This window comes from Candidatus Baltobacteraceae bacterium, from assembly GCA_036488875.1.
In the GTDB taxonomy this organism is placed as follows: Bacteria; Vulcanimicrobiota; Vulcanimicrobiia; order Vulcanimicrobiales; family Vulcanimicrobiaceae; genus JAFAHZ01.
The window spans coordinates 214,756-228,673 of sequence record DASXGW010000012.1; the positions used below are offsets into that span (position 1 = coordinate 214,756).

The window sequence follows — 13,918 nt, forward strand, 5'->3', positions numbered from 1 at the left end:
TAGGAGTAATAGCATGCGTTCAAAAACAAGCGGCGTCAAACGCGGTCGATTTCTTGCCACGAGCGCGGCAGCGGTCGGTGCCGCCGCGGCGAGCTACTCCTTTGCATCGGCGCAAATGGAAGTGGCTGCAACGACGAACGGCGCCGGCAAGCCTAGCATAGTTTTCTGTCATGGCCTTTGGGCCGACGGGTCGTGTTTTACCAAAGTGATGGGGCCGCTGCAAGCGCAAGGCTACGATTGCATCGCTGCACAGTACCCGCTCAACACACCCGAAAACGACGTCACCTTTGCCAAGTGGGCGATGGACGTGGTGGACGGTCCGATCGTGCTCGTTGGACATTCATACGGCGGCGCGGTGATTACGGCCGCCGGAACCGACCCGCGCGTGAAAGCCCTCGTTTATATCAACGCGCTTGCTCCCGATACCGCTGCCGGAGAGACGTCGCAGAGCATACAGCAGAAGTTTCCGACGACCGACGTGCTCAAGCACATCAAGGTCGTCGACGGACGTATCTGGCTGACCAAAGAAGGCCTACAGTATTTTTGCGGCGATCTCCCGGCAGCTGAGCAGCAGCTCGTGTGGGCGACACAAGGCGCGCCGGCTGCCAACATCTTCGCGCACGATGCGCCCGGCGTTGCGTGGAAGACCAAACCGAGTTGGTACATCGTCGGAAAGAAGGATCACACCGTCAACCCGGAACTTGAACGCTTTCTTGCGAAACGCATGAATGCCAAGACGACCGAACTCGATTCGAGTCACGTTCCGATGCTCTCGCAACCAGACCGCGTGGTCGAAATAATTCTCAGCGCTGCGCGGTCGGCGTAGAAGTCGGATTAAGGTGGTCGCCTTACGATGAGTTGCCGGGCGGCGGCGCGGTCCGCGCCGGTTATTCGTGTGACGTATGCCCCAACGAACGCATCGAACTCGTCAACGCACGCGTAACGGGAAGCGGGCCGCAATTGCGGAAAGCAAACATTCGACGGCGGTTGCGGCATCGTCTATTCGTTGTCGCCGGCAAAAAACGGTTCGTACGTCGAGTCCATCATTCACCGGTTTGGACCGTTCTCGGATGGACAAAACGCCGCCAACATAACCTACTATAACGGCACGATCTACGGCATTACCGTTGCGGGCGGTGTCGACAACGCATCCTGTCTTAGTCCCCAAGGAGCTTTTGGCCAAAACCCGCACCGCGTGGGGTGCGGTACGATATATAGCGTAAAACCCCACGGTAGAGATTTTCGAGTCTTATATCGATTCCAAGGCAACGCCGACGGGAATTGGCCGCTGGCAGGGCTGGTTGTGTCGAACGGCTCGCTGTACGGCACAACGCTATTGGGAGGCAAGTTCGGCGCGGGCGTCGCGTACAAACTTACGCCGTAATCTCCGTAACTCCAGCCTGGCATGGCTTAGCGAGGCTCTCGAAGCATTTGTTGGTCCTACACGCAGTGCCTGACACTTGCAGTCGTCGCCCGTCACATCAGTAATTGTCCGGCGGACGCAGCGACGGGGCCTTGCTTACAAAAAATGACGGCGGGTACGGAGCCGGGATGCTTTTGTAGGGTCGAGGAGCGATCGTGAAGTCAAAGCTGTCGAGCAAACTGTTGGCCCGCGCATCGGTGTAACCGGCACTTTGCGTACCGAGGGCCGGCAAGCTGAAAACCTGCTCGACGAACTTCAGAACGCTGCCGAACTCGTACACAGTGTGGACGACATGCGGCTGAACGTAGGGCGAAATGATCAAACACGGCACGCGAATGGACAAGCCGCGAAAATCTTTCTGCGGCGGCGCCGCATCGTCGAACCAGCCGCCCCAGTCGTCCCACACGACGACGATCGCGGTCGTCTTCCACGCGCTCGACGCGCCGATTGCGTTAACGACGGCGGATACCCACGACGGACCGTAAGCCGTTCCATAGTCGGGGTGATCGGACCAGTTAGCGTCGGGGATTACCCACGATACGCCGGCGAGCTTTCCGTTCGCCGCATCGCTGAGAATTTGCGTCGGCGGTGAAATCACGCGGTTGGTCCAATCCGAACTATAACGCACCTTCTTGATGGCATCGAACGACGACCACGTGCTTCCGCCCGACTGTGAAATCTTTGGCGCGTAATACTTCCACGAAACGCCGGCGGCATCGAGCGTATCGGCCATCGTCCTAAACTGCGTAAAACAGGGCGCATATGGCTGACCGAATTGCTCGACCCGATTGGCGTTGTAGGTCGCCGTCTTCGTGCCGGCCGGCGCATCGCAACCCCACGGAAGCGCCGTCGGCACGTCGGCCTCCGACAGCGTTGGGGTAAGATCCGCCGTTCCCGCGATCAGCGTGAGGTGCGCCGTAAAGCTAGCACCCCATAACGTGGGAAACATGTTATCCGCGAGCACGTATTGCTGCGCCATCGTCCAATACGGCGCAGTTTGGCTGCGCTGAACGTAGGAATAGGGATATTTCCCGGCGAGCGCTCCGTTCGTCGACTTCTCCAGATCGAACTTGTCCATCTTGCCGTTGTCCCAGTCGCCAATCGCCGTTTTCAAATAGTGGTCCAAGTACCGCTGTTGAAACGGAATTTGCTGCAGCGTGACCTTCGTGCCGTCGTGGAGATAGCCGTACGTATGTGCGTCGGCATTCGGATAACCGGCGAAGAGATTGTCGAAGCTGCGATTCTCTTGCACGATGATGACGACGTGCTTGATGTAGGTACCGGCGGCAGCGGTCGTGAGGCGCGCTTGCGGCGCGCTCGGCACTACTCCGTCGTTGCCGGCGAGAGTGTTTGGCGGATGAGCGCCGGCGCAGCCGGCTAGGCAGAGGGCTGCGACGTACGGCCAGTATCGCGGTTGCATGGAGGAGGGTTCGCGCAAACGCACGCTCTCCGCCTAGGGGCCTTACTACGGGTAGGCCGCTTGAGATTTTAGCGCCGTACTCGATAGCGCCTGCTCAAGCTTGTCGCGAGTCTCGCGCGAAGCGCATTGGTGGAATGCCGACGTAGCGCGTAAACGCAACGCTGAACGTGCTTGCCGAGCTGTAGCCAACGCCTTCGGCAACAGTGGCGACAGCCGCATGTTTCTGCCGCAGCAGCTTCTTTGCGAGCGCCATACGCCACGCGAGCAAATAGTCCATCGGCGTAACGCCAACGACACGGTTAAAACGATCGAAAAATGCCGAGCGTGAAAGCGCTGCCTCTTTTGCCAGCTCCGCAACCGTCCATTGCCGCGCCGGGTCTTCGTGCAAACGTCGAAGGGCGACCGAAAGAAATTCGTCGTGGAGTCCGCGTACGAGCCCCGGGGAAGCAGATGTTTCAAATGCTCGAAGCGCTTCAATGAGGAGCACTTCAAGTAAACGCGCAAGAACAACGTCACGCGCCGGACGTTGCGCGCGCGCTTCCTCACTCACGAGTTGCGCGAGAGTCGCAAGCCTTTTCTCTCCGCGAACGTGAACGAGATGCGGAATCAGCGATACGAGTAAAGCGGCGTCGGACGAGCGAAATTCACAGTAGCCGATCAACAAGCGCACTTCTGCCGGGCCGCGCTGATCGCCGAGTCGATATTCGCCATCGGCCATTCGGACAGGTGCTTGCTCTTCAAGGGCCGCCTCGAGGCTCGTCATCGTAAAGCTGTCCGCCGCGGGGATCAACGCAAAATCACCTTGCTGGAGCACGATCGGTTCTTGCCCGTCGACCGCGAGGGTGGCTGATCCATAGGCGCACAGGCAGTAGAACGGCCGCCCGTATTCGGAGCGGCGTACCCGCCATCGGCCGGCGGCATCGACGACCTTCGTGAACGGCGCACCGGGTTGCAACAGCCCGACAACCTCGGTAAGGGGATCCGCCAATTTGGACTCCAAGCGAAATGTTCGGGACTATTTAGTATAGCAAGTCCAGCTACAGCGGTCTAAGCTCGTTCTATGAGTACAGTTCTAATCACCGGATGTTCGTCGGGCTTTGGGCTCGAGACCGCCCACTACTTCCTGGAGCGCGGGTGGCACGTCGTTGCCACCATGCGCGTCCCGCGCGAAGCTGTTCTGCCACAGTCCGAGCGCTTGCGGATTCTTCCCCTCGATGTCACGGACGCGCATAGCGTAAGGCGTGCGATCGAGAGCGCAGGGCCCATCGATGCGCTGGTCAACAACGCCGGCATCGGCTTGATGAGCGTGTTCGAAAACACGGACATGGGCACGGCGCGCGAAGTCTTTGAAACCAACACTTTCGGAACAATGGCAGTGACGCACGCAGTGCTCCCGCAGTTTAGAGAACGCGAAGCCGGTGTCGTTGTGAACGTTACCTCGAGCGTGACGTCTCGCCCCCTGCCGCTTCTCTCGATCTACACCGCAAGCAAAGCTGCCATCAATGCATTTACGGAATCACTTGCGCTGGAGCTCGAGCAGTTTAACGTGCGCGTGCGCTTGGTGATACCGGGCTCTTCTCCGGAAACCGCCTTCCGTCACACCGCACGCCTACGAATGCAGCGCGCTGCACCAACGGAGCAGTACGCTGATTTTGCGCAAGCCATCTTCGCGAGAATCGGTCAGCAGTCCCTATTCACAACGTCGCGGGACGTGGCCGAAGCGATCTGGTACGCAACAACCGACCCAGCTTCACCAACGCGAATTCCCGCAGGCGCCGATGCCGTTGCGCTCTCAGCGTAGTGTAGAATAGCGGGCAATGAAAAGATACAAGCCCCCGATTCGTGCGTGAATCAAGGGCTCAAGTTGGTAGCGCCAACGGGAATCGAACCCGTTATCGAGACTGCAGATTGATGCAACCTATACGGGAATTCGGTCGAATTCGGTCCTTTTTCCTTTCTATCATATGCAGATTGATGCAATCTGATGCAAACCATTGGTAGACATTTGGGTAGACGCTGCAGCAGAGGAGCCGCAAGGCTATCGGCTTAAGGCACTCTTCCTTCGTCTGGTCGATTTAACCGTGCGCTTGTTGGCTGGTAATAGTGGCTCGTGAGCATTCGCTATCAGGCGCCGGTCGATCACGGTGGAATAGACAACCGAGGTGGCCGTCGGCCCGAATCGGGACAGAGCCGCAGCAACGCTTTCGAGATCACTCATCGTCGCAACCGATACCTTCACGATAAAGCAATCTTCGCCCGTGATGTGGTGGCACTCCAGAACTTCTTGAGTCGCCTCAATGAGACGCTCAAACGGCTCGTACTTTCCCCCCGTAAAGCGCACGCGGATGAACGCTGAGATAGCACGCCCAAGCTTCGTAGGATCAACGGCAGCATGATACCCACGAATCACCCCGTGCTCCTCGAGTCGGCGAATGCGCTCCGCAACGGCGGGTGGGGTGAGACCGACGATGCGCCCCGCTTGCGCGAGTGTCACGCGCGCATCCTGTTGGAGATGTCTCAATAGGGCCCAATCCGTGTCATCGCAATCGAAAGTCATTTTGGATATTACCATCGATTCATAAGGTAGGTCCGCCGGATAAGTATATAATACCTCTGCCATTTTGACCATAGTGCTTGTACTATGAAAGGAAAGCCCCGTTCGAAGGAAGGGATTTCGATGTCCACAAGCTACTCGCCGAAATACAGCGCTGTCAGTGAATTTGTCCCCGTTGCGCCAGACGAAGCAATCCGGCACTTCGAGGGAAAGTTGAAGCTAGAAGTGGACCCCGCCGACGTCCATTATGACAATGGTAAAGGTGTCAGTACATTTGTCGTTATCGATACGCGTTCTGAGGACGACTATCGGCGCGAACATATTCCCGGCGCGATAAGCCTCCCACACCGGAAAATGGACGCGCAAACTACGAAGGACTTGCCGCGCGATCGCATCGTGGTGACCTACTGTTGGGGCACCGCATGTAATGCTTCCACAAAGGGCGCGCTTCAGCTGGCGCGATTAGGGTTTCAGGTCAAGGAAATGATTGGTGGCATCGAGGGATGGAAGAGTGACGGATACTCGACAGTTTTGGGATCGTGAGCGTCGCTCTGATAACGTGCCAGCGCTTCGCTAAGCTTCCCTCCGATGAACGGCTCCTCGTTGACGCGCTTGCGCAAAGAGGAGTCGCGGCGTTTCCGCGCGTGTGGAGCGATCGATCGGATGATTGGGATCACATTGAACTTGCGGTGTTGCGATCGTGCTGGGATTATCACGAGAAGCCGCGGCGATTCCGCTCGTGGGTTAAGCTAACGTCCCGCGTGACGAGAGTCTTCAACCCGCCAGAACTGATCTTATGGAACATGCACAAGGAATACTTGGCCGAACTTGCCGCTGCTGGGATTCCCATCGTCCCGACGATACTTGTAAGAATGGGACAATCAGCCTCGGTTGACGACCTACGCCGTAAGCTACTGACGGAAGAGTTCGTCATTAAGCCGGCGGTGTCAGCCAGCGCGTCTCGTACGACTGTTATTGGACGCGGGCACGTCCCGTTTGATAGTGCGCAGCGCGACCTTGACGATCTTCTTCGTGATCAGGATGCGCTGGTACAACCGTTCTTGCGAGAAATCTACGATCTTCAGGAGCGATCGCTGATCTTCATCGATGGCGCATTCTCGCATGCGGTGAAACGACCACCGCTGTCGACCGGCGCAGCAGGAGGTGACTCCCGCGAGTCTCTAATCGATCCCAGCGCCGAAGAAATCGCGTTGGCGAACAGGGTTCTAGCCGTCGCACCCTCCGAGACACTCTACGCCCGCGTTGATCTGATACCACGCTACGACGGATCCTTCGCACTAGCGGAGCTGGAGGTCATTGAACCGGCACTGTACCTTGGGCACCATGCGCCGAGCGTGGCGAAGCTGGCTGATGCGATTATTTCAAAACTCGAGAACCGATCGTGACGGTCCCTCATCCACTGTTTCTAGCTGACGTCGAGCGACATGAGGCGTTTCACGATGCGATCGCTACTATTGATCGTTACCTAACCAACGTCGAGAGCCTCCCCGTCGAGCGCGCCATCGATGCTTCAGAAGTCGCGCGGTTCATCGAGCGAATTAATTTCGCAGTGCCCATGAAACCGGACGAGGCGATCGCGTATGTCAACGAGGCGATGCTTCGCTTTCAAACGCACACAGGGCATCCAGGGTACTTTGGGCTATTCAATCCGGCATCCACCGCAATGGGTATCGTGGGCGAAGCGATGGTCGCGGCGTTCAACCCACAGCTCGCGGCTTGGTCTCATGCGCCGTTTGCCGTTCAGCTTGAGCAGTTCCTCATCCGGTCAATGGGCCGACGCTTCGGCGAGGAATTCAGTTATGGAGCGTTTACCTCTGGCGGGGCTGAAGCCAACTTCACCGCGACATTGTCAGCTCTCGCGAAGCGCTTCCCAACGTTCTCTTCCGCCGGAGCGCGCTCTCTGCCCGGGCAACCCATTGCCTATGCTAGTGCGGCCGCACATCATTCCATGATCAAGGTTGTCCGCGCGCTTGGCCTAGGCACCGAGGCGCTGCGTATCGTTCCTTGCGATACGTCGTATCGAATGGACGTTGACGCACTGCGCGACGCGATCGAGTCGGATCGCCGTGCCGGTTCCTATCCGTTTTTTGTTGTCGGAACGGCCGGGGCAACTGCCACCGGAATCATTGAACCCCTTGCCGCGATCTCGGACGTCGCTACTGACAATGGCTTGTGGTTTCACGTGGACGCGGCGTGGGGCGGCTTTGCGGCCTTCGTTCCCGAGTTCCGAAGCCTCCTCGCCGGCGCTGAATTCGCAGATTCTGTGACGTTCGATCCGCACAAGATGCTCGGGATCCCGATGGGCGCAGGTATGTTCCTCACGCGCCACGGGAGCATTCTGGGAGAAGTCTTCTCCGTCACCACGAGCTACATGCCGGCGAGTACGTCGGATGACCAGCTCGATCCGTTTACACACTCGATGCAGTGGTCTCGGCGCTTTATCGGACTTAAGCTGTTTCTCTCATTGGCGGTCGCCGGGTGGGATGGATATGCGGAGGTTCTGCGTGACCAGGTGCGATTGGGCAATCTCTTGCGCAAACAGCTGGTGGCCTCGAACTGGAAGCTACACAACCGTACACCGCTGCCGATCGTATGCACGACTCCAATGCTCACATCGAAAGCGCCGGCTAAGATAAGCGAGGATGTCAAGCGCCGTGGTAGATCTTGGGTGTCCTCGGTTATTCTTCCGGATGGAACACCAACCATTCGCGCCTGTATCTGTAACTACCGGACATCGGCAGCCGACATAGAGAGGTTGATCGTCGACCTTACGGACGCCGCCTCAGAGAGTGTCAGTCAGGCTTAAGTAGACGTTCGCAGAGAGGTGCGCTAAAAAGCCTTAGGCTATAAGACTTTTGGTAGCGCCAACGGGAATCGAACCCGTTATTGCGGATGCAGATTGATGCAGCCTATACGGGAAATCGGCCGAATTCGGCCGATTTCCCATTTTTAATCATATGCGATGCAATCTGATACAAGTACTTGGTAGGCATTTGGGTAGACATCGCGACCCGTGACTAACCGTCAGCGGAGGAGGGTGGTTCCGTCCCGCCGCGTTCTTCTACCAGCCGCCGCCTGGGGGGGCGGACGTTGGTTGCGAAGACGGCGCCGGGCTCGGCGTCGGTCCCGGCTTGGCCCCATCCTTGATCACGATAACGTCTTGCATACCTTCTGCGTAGTGAAACGCGCAGCCGACCAGATACGTGCCCGCCTTGGAAAGTTTGACTCTAACGGATCCGCCCGGCTTGATCGGACCGCTTGCATAGCCGGGGCCGAACACTCCGTTCCCGCGTGCGCTAACCGAAAGGTTTATGTTAGCCGGAAAGTGTGCCGGCGGACCGCCGACGGCTTTGACAAAGTCGAACGTATGCTCATCGGTTTTCGAAAGATTGTGAATCGTGATCACGGTTCCGGGCGGAAAAGCGAGCGTTTGTGCGCGCCGCGTCTGTGTAAAACCACCAACCATGCCCCAGGGCTTGTGATCTGAAGTGCCGACGCCCTCTGCGGGAAGTTCTTCGCCAACGCTGTTTCGGGGTAACGTCGCCGTTAGTGAAAGGTCGTCGCTCATCCTCATGACGTGTCCCGGCATAGCAGGCGTGAGATTGTTGCTACGGGCATTGAGCGGGAAGGCGACGCCGCTACCTGCATTTTGAGGCGTCAGGCCTCCTCCGCAGGCAACGAGGCCGCACGCGACCAGCCCCATTGACAAGGCTGCTAGTTTTCTGAACATCGAGTCCTCCAAAGAATCTTGTTGATTTACTGGAGTTTACGCGATGGTCATGAAGAGAGTATAAATCGTTTGATGACTCGCGCCCTTACGCACGTTTTATTTTGCGCTATCCGAGAGTTATATCGTGCGTCGTAGCGTTTCCCGCGTGCATCTCGATCGTACGATAACCGATCGCGTGCAGAAGCTGATTTGGCGGAAGCGCCAGCGGCCCCGGCTTCGGCGCGCTCCCGGGTGATGGCTGCGGATACGCGGTCGCATTGGCGGTCGCGAATCGAATGTTGCCTTCGGTGTGCTCGATGACCTGATGGATGTGTCCGTTGAGTACGGTCACCGCATCGAAACCAGCGAGCATTGCGAGCGCTTTCGATCCATCTTCCGTCGTCCAACCCCATTGCGGATAGAGCGCGTAGAGCGGTACGTGAGCAAAGACGACGATCGGACGGGATTTCGGAACCGCAGCGAGGTCGTGCTGCAGCCAACCGAGCTGGTCGTTGCCGAGCTTACCCATATTCTCGAAGTCAAAGACGTTAACGAGCGCAACGTAATGGACGTCTTGCGCTTCCCATGAAAACCAGCCGTCGGCTCCCGACTTGGCCGGGAAGTTTGCGTAAAACGGTTTCAAGCCGTCCTGCAGTGCATCGTGCTCGCCCGGCAGTACGATCGTTGGCGCCTTGAGCGAACCCAACAGCTGCTTGCCGAGATCGAATTGCTCAGGCTTTGAAAGATGCGTAACGTCGCCGGTGTGAATGACGAAACTCGGCTGATTTGGAAGCGCGTTGATCTTGTCGATCGCCTGCTTTAGCGTGCCTGCAACATCCGGGTTCGCAGGCTGGTGAAATCCGAGGTGACTGTCGCTGATCTGAATGAAATACGGATCTTCCGGCGACATGCCGGCCGCGCGAACGATGCCGCCTGCTGTCATTGCGTACGCGATACCCGCGCCGGTCCAGCCGACGTGTCCTAGAAAGTCGCCGCGTTTCATGGCGTGGTTCCTCCCGTGGGGCGCACGACGATGACACCCTTCATATATGGGTGCAGCGCGCAGAAATAGGCGTAAGTCCCCGGCTTGCTAAAGGTGTGCGTCCAGCCGTCGCCGGTATCCATGCCCGTTGAGTCGAATGATTTATCGACCGCGGTTACCGTATGCGCCTCACCGTCGTCGTTGACGAAATGTACGGTCGTACCCGGCGCAACGGCGAGCGTTGCCGCGTGGTACGCAAAGTCTTTGATGTGCACCGTCGGGCCGGCGGGGGCCGGAGCCGCGCCCAAGGCGGCCAACATGGCTGAGGCTAGTAAGAGAACTTTCATATCGCTACTATGCGCAACTACCGACGCCGGTTCGTCTAAGGGCAATTTACTCCGATCAAAGATTCATCGTCCTGTTCCGGTCGAGGGTGAGACCCCGCGTGTGGTCGACGCCATCCGCCGTGATGAAGTGAATGGTGTATTTTTCGGGCGGGAGTCCGTCGATTTCGAACCTTCCGTCCCGGACCAAGGCGTACGGGCCGCCGGCAACCACGATCGTTCCATGCATGGACGCGTGAATGTGACAGCGCAGAGGCACGACTCCGGGACGAGTAAACGTCACGGTCTTACCGGGTCCGGTGTCGTAATAACCGAGATCGAAGCCGTTGGCTTCGTCGGTGGAATAGATGCTGTGATAGAGCGGGTCCTCGTTGGAAAACCGCACCCGGCTTCCGGCGGGAACGACGATCATCTCCGGCTTGAACGCGAGACCTACGTTGCGCATTACGAATTCGCCGGCTGCGGCTCTATCCGCCGGGCCGCTCACCCAAACTGCAAAGCCGCGCGCCGCCGTTCCGCTAAGCGAAAAGGTTTGCGCGACCGCTAACGCAGCCAACACGAACGCGTTCACGCTTGCTGCCCAAAGATATCGGCAAGTTCCTCGACGTTTGCGGCACGCGGGGGCGGTGGGACCAAGCCGCCATCGATCAGCCCGATGAAGGCCTTCACACAACTCGAATCCCACTGAATGCCCGAGCCGCGCAGCAGTTCCACGCGTGCATCGTGAGGTGTTAGCGCACGGCGATAGGGGCGGTCCGTAGTCATTGCATCGTACGTGTCGGCAACAGCGATTATTCGCGCGCCCAAGGGGATGTCGTCACCGGCAAGCTCGCTGGGGTAGCCGCGTCCATCCCAGCGCTCGTGGTGGTGCAGAATGCACGGCATCGCTTCGCGCATTGCCTCGACCCCGCTCAGAACATCGCTCGCGATTCTCGGGTGGGAGCCCATGATCGCTCGTTCGTGCTCGTCGAGCCTCGCGGGTTTAAGGAGGACGGCGTCCGGAATGCCGATCTTCCCCACATCGTGCAGAAGCGCCGCGATCTCGATCGTTTCGCCGAAGCGAGCGCTGAGGCGCATGCGCTGCGCCAGCTTTACCGCATATCCCGAAACGCGCTCAGAGTGGCCGGCCGTGTACGGGTCGCGCTTGTCGATGATGGCCGCGATGCCCATCATCGTCTGCTTGAAAGTCTCATCGGCCAAGCGGCGTTGGCGGTTGAGCTCGCGCTGAGCCTGGAAAGCTAACGCGAACAACGATATGAAGATGAATCCGCACGCGATCCATGTGACCTTGAAAACGAACGGCTGCGCTTTTTTGTAATCGGCGTCGAACTGCGCTTGTGAAAAATCGACGCCAATCACGACGGCTACGCTGTTGTCGTTCGGATTCCCATAAGGCGAGTACGCTCGGAAAAGACTTTCTCCGTTTATGGACTGCTTGGGGCCGACGACGTACTCGCGAGCCGCGATCGCCTTCGAGACCAAGGCCCGCTCGGGCGGGGTGCCGGCTGGGAAAACGGCGGTGCCGTCCGATCGGTACAAGAACAGCGCGCGATCGCCGGGTATGCCGGCCAGGCCCGCCAGATTCTCACTTTCCTGAGTTAGGGTTGCCTCAAGGCCGCGCGGAATCGGATGGCTCATGTCGGTATGCTCGAAGGCCGGCGTGAGATCCGAGCTCACACGGGCCAACGCAGAGTAGACTGCGGCTCGGGTTTGTTCGGCCTCTTGGCCAGACGCGAACAGGTAAGAAAGCACCATCGCCGTGCTCAATGAAAGCACCAGCGTCATCAAGCCGAAGCGCACGAGGAAATCGAACTTCCGCACGTTTTTATTAAATGCTACGCCGAAGCGAGGACGGCGATTCCGGGTTTCCAATTGGCGGCACATAAGCCGCCGCTCTGCAGGGCTTGGAGCATGCGCAACACTTCGTCCACGCTGCGGCCGACGTTATTGTCGGTGACCGTAGCAAACTTCAAAATGCCCTTCGGGTCGATGATAAACAATCCGCGCTGCGCCAGGCCCGCATCGTCGAGAACGTCATAAGCTCGGGCAGTGTCTTTGCTCATGTCGGAGGCTAACGGATACTTCACGCCGGCGATTCCGTTGCGCTCCCGGGGAGAGCACAGCCAGGTCCAGTGTGACGAGAGGGAATCCACCGAACAGCCGAGGACGTCGGCACCCAGGCGTGCGAACTCGTCATAGCGATCCGAGAACGAAACGATTTCCGTGGGGCAGATGATCGCGAAATCTTTCGGATAAAAAACAGCACAAGCCACTTTCCCTGGTAGTCGGCGAGCGATACCTCCTTACCGAGGGTAGCCTTATCGGTCGCATCCTTCGTGCTGGAAACCGAAAGTCGGGGGCGCGTTTACCAACCTTTATCACAAGTTTGTACTCTCTCTCTACAGCATGAGAACGATTTGGTTACTCGTTGGGTCAAGCTTAGTAGGCGCAACTAAAGCGCACGGTTCGTCCGATCGGCGGGATCGAACGCGGCGTCATTTATACGCCCGAAAGCCGTTTTCGGTTCGGCCTTGGCGAGGTTGCCGGTGCACCGTCCTACCGAGTTACCGAGTTTCAGACTTTCTTCAGAACTTTGGCGGCATGGTATGCTAGTAACATTCTCCCGCTAAAAAACATGGAGACACCGTGCGCATCGTTTGTCTTTTTATTTGTGCCTTGCTGATTGTTCCACAAGTAGCGCTTTCGGCGAGCAGCCAGGATAACGTATCTCTCAGCGGCATCGTAGTGTCGGTCAACGGCAAGGCCGTTGTGGTGGAAACGTCATCCGGGCGTAAGACTGTTGCTTACTACGCAAAAGTTCGCCTCTTCGGCATTCGCAGCTCATCGCTGGATAAGGTCACGGCGAATTCCTTTGTCGGAACGACGGTTTCTCCTCAGCCGGACGGTTCGTTTCAATCGACCGAAGTGCACATCTTTGCGCCGTCCTTGCGCGGCACCGGTGAAGGTTTCACAAAGATGGACGACGGTCGAGGCCACATGATGGCAAACTCTACGGTGCGAACGACCGTTCAGCCGAATATGATGGCGAATTCAACGGTGAGGTCCGTCGGCGGGAGTACCGCCGGAAAAACGATCACGATGGTCTTTCCCAGCGGCACAAAGGTGATTCACATCCCGGCCGGCGTTCCAGTTGTTTACATCGAGCCGGGAACGACCGCCATGCTGACGCCCGGCACGCACGTTCGCGTCGCGGCCACGGAGAACGGCCAAACGCTTGTTGCAAGGTTTATCATCGCGGGAGAGCATGGGTTGATCCCTCCGATGTAAGCTCCGGCGAAGGACGTGTCGCCGCGAGTTCCCTCGCTACCGGAGTCGCGGCCATCGCGATCAACTCCGGAAGTTCCCAATCCGGATAGCGCCGCGTCATCTCCTCGGTCAGCTGCCGTGTTGCCAGTTCGGGCATGACCCAACGCGACGCCAATTTCACCAAGACAGGGCCGCCAT

At 58.2% G+C, this 13,918-nt stretch carries 16 protein-coding genes; 7 read left to right on the forward strand and 9 right to left on the reverse strand.

What is annotated here, in order from left to right:
• The first annotated feature begins 13 nt into the window (after positions 1-13).
• Together VGG89_13990 and VGG89_13995 are read left to right on the forward strand one after the other, a co-directional pair.
• The gene (locus VGG89_13990; protein HEY1977659.1) at positions 14-826 is read left to right on the forward strand and encodes an alpha/beta hydrolase; all 813 of its coding nucleotides are present in this window, start codon (positions 14-16) and stop codon (positions 824-826) included.
• A gap of 180 nt (positions 827-1,006) precedes the next feature.
• Positions 1,007-1,384 (forward strand): choice-of-anchor tandem repeat GloVer-containing protein, encoded by a 378-nt coding sequence (locus tag VGG89_13995; protein HEY1977660.1) that lies wholly within the window; start codon positions 1,007-1,009, stop codon positions 1,382-1,384.
• 97 nt (positions 1,385-1,481) lie between these two features.
• On the opposite strand, the gene VGG89_14000 is transcribed toward VGG89_13995, so the two are convergent.
• A complete protein-coding gene (locus tag VGG89_14000; protein ID HEY1977661.1) occupies positions 1,482-2,843 on the reverse strand; it encodes an alkaline phosphatase family protein in 1,362 nt (453 codons plus the stop codon).
• 94 nt (positions 2,844-2,937) lie between these two features.
• The gene (locus VGG89_14005; GenBank protein HEY1977662.1) at positions 2,938-3,843 is read right to left on the reverse strand and encodes an AraC family transcriptional regulator; all 906 of its coding nucleotides are present in this window, start codon (positions 3,841-3,843) and stop codon (positions 2,938-2,940) included.
• 60 nt (positions 3,844-3,903) lie between these two features.
• Between VGG89_14005 and VGG89_14010 the strand changes: the two genes are divergently transcribed.
• On the forward strand, positions 3,904-4,644 hold the full coding sequence (locus tag VGG89_14010) for an SDR family oxidoreductase (GenBank protein ID HEY1977663.1): 741 nt from the start codon (positions 3,904-3,906) through the stop codon (positions 4,642-4,644).
• A 237-nt stretch (positions 4,645-4,881) separates the two neighbouring features.
• Here VGG89_14010 and VGG89_14015 read toward each other — a convergent pair whose 3' ends face one another.
• The gene (locus VGG89_14015; GenBank protein HEY1977664.1) at positions 4,882-5,472 is read right to left on the reverse strand and encodes an Lrp/AsnC family transcriptional regulator; all 591 of its coding nucleotides are present in this window, start codon (positions 5,470-5,472) and stop codon (positions 4,882-4,884) included.
• 48 nt (positions 5,473-5,520) lie between these two features.
• Between VGG89_14015 and VGG89_14020 the strand changes: the two genes are divergently transcribed.
• From VGG89_14020 to VGG89_14030, 3 genes are read left to right on the forward strand one after another with little or no spacing between them, the layout of a single operon-like run.
• Positions 5,521-5,940: a rhodanese-like domain-containing protein gene (locus VGG89_14020; GenBank protein HEY1977665.1), complete on the forward strand. Its 420-nt coding sequence runs from the start codon at positions 5,521-5,523 to the stop codon at positions 5,938-5,940.
• Positions 5,937-6,803: a hypothetical protein gene (locus VGG89_14025; GenBank protein ID HEY1977666.1), complete on the forward strand. Its 867-nt coding sequence runs from the start codon at positions 5,937-5,939 to the stop codon at positions 6,801-6,803. Before VGG89_14020 ends, VGG89_14025 begins: the two co-directional genes overlap by 4 nt.
• A complete protein-coding gene (locus tag VGG89_14030; GenBank protein HEY1977667.1) occupies positions 6,800-8,224 on the forward strand; it encodes a pyridoxal-dependent decarboxylase in 1,425 nt (474 codons plus the stop codon). The genes VGG89_14025 and VGG89_14030 overlap by 4 nt, the downstream gene beginning before the upstream one ends.
• A 255-nt stretch (positions 8,225-8,479) precedes the next feature.
• Here the strand turns inward: VGG89_14030 and VGG89_14035 are convergent, their stop codons facing one another.
• The 6 genes from VGG89_14035 to VGG89_14060 form a co-directional block, all read right to left on the reverse strand.
• Positions 8,480-8,986 (reverse strand): hypothetical protein, encoded by a 507-nt coding sequence (locus VGG89_14035; GenBank protein ID HEY1977668.1) that lies wholly within the window; start codon positions 8,984-8,986, stop codon positions 8,480-8,482.
• 268 nt (positions 8,987-9,254) lie between these two features.
• A complete protein-coding gene (locus tag VGG89_14040) occupies positions 9,255-10,130 on the reverse strand; it encodes a metallophosphoesterase (GenBank protein HEY1977669.1) in 876 nt (291 codons plus the stop codon).
• Positions 10,127-10,456, reverse strand: a complete 330-nt coding sequence (locus VGG89_14045; GenBank protein HEY1977670.1) for a cupredoxin domain-containing protein — start codon at positions 10,454-10,456, stop codon at positions 10,127-10,129. The genes VGG89_14040 and VGG89_14045 overlap by 4 nt, the downstream gene beginning before the upstream one ends.
• A gap of 55 nt (positions 10,457-10,511) precedes the next feature.
• Positions 10,512-11,024 (reverse strand): hypothetical protein, encoded by a 513-nt coding sequence (locus VGG89_14050; GenBank protein HEY1977671.1) that lies wholly within the window; start codon positions 11,022-11,024, stop codon positions 10,512-10,514.
• Positions 11,021-12,274 carry an HD domain-containing phosphohydrolase gene (locus VGG89_14055; GenBank protein ID HEY1977672.1) on the reverse strand — a complete coding sequence of 418 codons (1,254 nt, stop codon included), beginning with the start codon at positions 12,272-12,274 and terminating at the stop codon, positions 11,021-11,023. The genes VGG89_14050 and VGG89_14055 overlap by 4 nt, the downstream gene beginning before the upstream one ends.
• A 14-nt stretch (positions 12,275-12,288) precedes the next feature.
• A complete protein-coding gene (locus tag VGG89_14060; GenBank protein HEY1977673.1) occupies positions 12,289-12,726 on the reverse strand; it encodes a peroxiredoxin in 438 nt (145 codons plus the stop codon).
• Positions 12,727-13,099: 373 nt separating this feature from the next.
• Between VGG89_14060 and VGG89_14065 the strand changes: the two genes are divergently transcribed.
• The gene (locus VGG89_14065) at positions 13,100-13,741 is read left to right on the forward strand and encodes a hypothetical protein (GenBank protein ID HEY1977674.1); all 642 of its coding nucleotides are present in this window, start codon (positions 13,100-13,102) and stop codon (positions 13,739-13,741) included.
• Positions 13,742-13,918 lie beyond the last annotated feature (177 nt).

What these genes read in the sequence shown, in the direction of transcription:
- VGG89_13990 (HEY1977659.1), top strand. Translation starts at nt 14, where the DNA reads ATGCGTTCAAAAACAAGCGGCGTCAAACGCGGTCGATTTCTTGCCACG.
- VGG89_14000 (HEY1977661.1), bottom strand. Translation starts at nt 2,843, where the DNA reads ATGCAACCGCGATACTGGCCGTACGTCGCAGCCCTCTGCCTAGCCGGC.
- VGG89_14010 (HEY1977663.1), top strand. Translation starts at nt 3,904, where the DNA reads ATGAGTACAGTTCTAATCACCGGATGTTCGTCGGGCTTTGGGCTCGAG.
- VGG89_14015 (HEY1977664.1), bottom strand. Translation starts at nt 5,472, where the DNA reads ATGGTCAAAATGGCAGAGGTATTATATACTTATCCGGCGGACCTACCT.
- VGG89_14020 (HEY1977665.1), top strand. Translation starts at nt 5,521, where the DNA reads ATGTCCACAAGCTACTCGCCGAAATACAGCGCTGTCAGTGAATTTGTC.
- VGG89_14035 (HEY1977668.1), bottom strand. Translation starts at nt 8,986, where the DNA reads ATGAGCGACGACCTTTCACTAACGGCGACGTTACCCCGAAACAGCGTT.
- VGG89_14040 (HEY1977669.1), bottom strand. Translation starts at nt 10,130, where the DNA reads ATGAAACGCGGCGACTTTCTAGGACACGTCGGCTGGACCGGCGCGGGT.
- VGG89_14045 (HEY1977670.1), bottom strand. Translation starts at nt 10,456, where the DNA reads ATGAAAGTTCTCTTACTAGCCTCAGCCATGTTGGCCGCCTTGGGCGCG.